The following is a 1639-nucleotide window of genomic DNA, read 5'->3' as shown; positions in this document are numbered from 1 at the left end:
GAAGCGCGGGCGCGCGAGGAGCTCGAGTCCTGGCTGGAGGCGGTGCGGGAGGCCGAGGCGCACGCTGTCGCGGCCCGGCAGCGTGTGGACCACGCACGCATCGCTCGTGAAGAGGTGCTGCGCGCGCTGGCCGAGGAGGGCGAAGGCGCCACCGGGCGTGCGGAGAACGGACCGGGGACGGCATCCGGGCAGAGCACGGAGGATGACGCGCCGTCAGAACCCCTGGCGGCACCGATCGGGGCGGTGGCGGTGGTGCCGGTGAACGGGCAGGCGGTGCCGGCCGGGGCGGGTGGGGGCGCCGACCGTGATGCGCGGCCGCCGGCCTGGCGGGCCGGTCTGGGTCAGGAGGTGTTGTCGGGGGTCTATCGGCAGGTCTTCGCCGTGGTGGCGGCAGGGTCGGGGCCGGTGAGCGTGCAGGAGCTGACGCGGGCGCTGGGTCGTGATGCGAGTCGGATGAACGAGGTGGAGAAGGTGCGGCACCGCGCGTATGCGTTGGAGGCGCGGGGCTGGCTGCTGCGTGAGCGCGGCGGGGTTTTCAGGGCTGTGGCTCCTCCAGCCGGTGGGCTCGCCGCTCCGGCCAGTGCAGTCGCTGGCGTGCCATCCGCCGGGTCAGCGTGAGCAGGCCGGCCCACCACACCATCTGCTCGTGGTGGTCGGGGCGGCGCTCGTGGTCGCGGTTGAGCCTGCGGGCCCGTGACAGCCACCCCAACGTTCGCTCCACAATCCAACGGCGCGCCAGCACCACGAACCCCGTCTGCCCATCGCTTCGCCGTACGACCTCGACCTTCACCCCGTGTCGGGCGAACGCCTGCGCCAGCGCCTGGCCCTGGTAGGCGCTGTCGGCCCAGACCAGCTTCAGCAGCCGACCCGGTGCGGCCATGAACCGCTCCAGCAGTTGCGGGGCGGCCATCGAGTCGTGCACGTTGGCGGGCGTGACGGTCACCTCCAGGAGCAGGCCCAGGGTGTCGGTGAGAATGTGGCGCTTCCTGCCGTCGCGCGATTTCGCGCCGTCGTAGCCGCGGCTGTCGCCGGTGACGGTGTCTGCGCCGTCCACTGACTGCGCGTCGATGATCCCGGCGCTCGGCTCGGCGGCCCGTCCCTGCCGTTGGCGCTCGATGCGCCGCAGCCGTTGGTACAGCTCGCGCACGTAGCCGTGCCGGCACCAGCGTCGGAAGAAGTCGTATACCGCCCGCCACCAGGGAAAATCGGCGGGGACAGCGCGCCACTTCGCCCCGTTGTCGACGACGTAGCGCACCGCGTCGACCATTTCCCGGTGGCAGAACGCCTCCGGGCGCCCGCCCCGGCCCTCCAGCCAGGCCGGGACCGGCATCGAGGCGCGAATCTGGGCCCACTCGGCGTCGGTCATGTCGGTGGGATAGCGCTCGGGACGCCGTCCCGCAGTGATGGCGCCGTACAGGTGCACGTAACAGTCACACGCAAGAGGGACCGGAATGGACCCCGCGGCATCGGGAGTGGTCAACTGAGTGCGCAGCGGGTCTCCTTGGACGGCAACGGTCTCGACAACCACGTCTTTACCGAGGGACCCGCTCTTTCATGCCCACCCCACCACCAGCACCTGCGTGCGAGGCATCACCCACACCGAGACAGCCGAACGCCAATCGCTTCACCACCACGCTCT

The 1639-nt window shown here is 71.4% G+C and carries 2 protein-coding genes; one reads left to right on the top strand and one right to left on the bottom strand.

From position 1 onward, the window contains the following. The coding region (locus tag ABH941_RS40865; RefSeq protein ID WP_370138595.1) for a hypothetical protein at window positions 1–618 on the top strand (618 nt) is incomplete at its 5' end. Here the strand turns inward: ABH941_RS40865 and ABH941_RS40860 are convergent. Further along, complete coding sequence (locus ABH941_RS40860) at window positions 536–1366, bottom strand: IS5 family transposase (protein ID WP_370138593.1); 831 nt, start codon at window positions 1364–1366, stop codon at window positions 536–538. The two genes, ABH941_RS40865 and ABH941_RS40860, sit on opposite strands and share 83 nt — an antisense overlap. Window positions 1367–1639: the final 273 nt, after the last annotated feature.

This window comes from Streptacidiphilus sp. EB103A (assembly GCF_041261405.1).
In the GTDB taxonomy this organism is placed as follows: domain Bacteria; phylum Actinomycetota; class Actinomycetes; order Streptomycetales; family Streptomycetaceae; genus Streptacidiphilus.
The sequence above is the reverse complement of the archived record's forward strand: the minus strand, read 5'-3'. Positions and strand labels throughout refer to the sequence as shown.

Coding starts and splice junctions, on each gene's coding strand:
- ABH941_RS40860 (WP_370138593.1), bottom strand. CDS start 1,366: ATGACCGACGCCGAGTGGGCCCAGATTCGCGCCTCGATGCCGGTCCCG.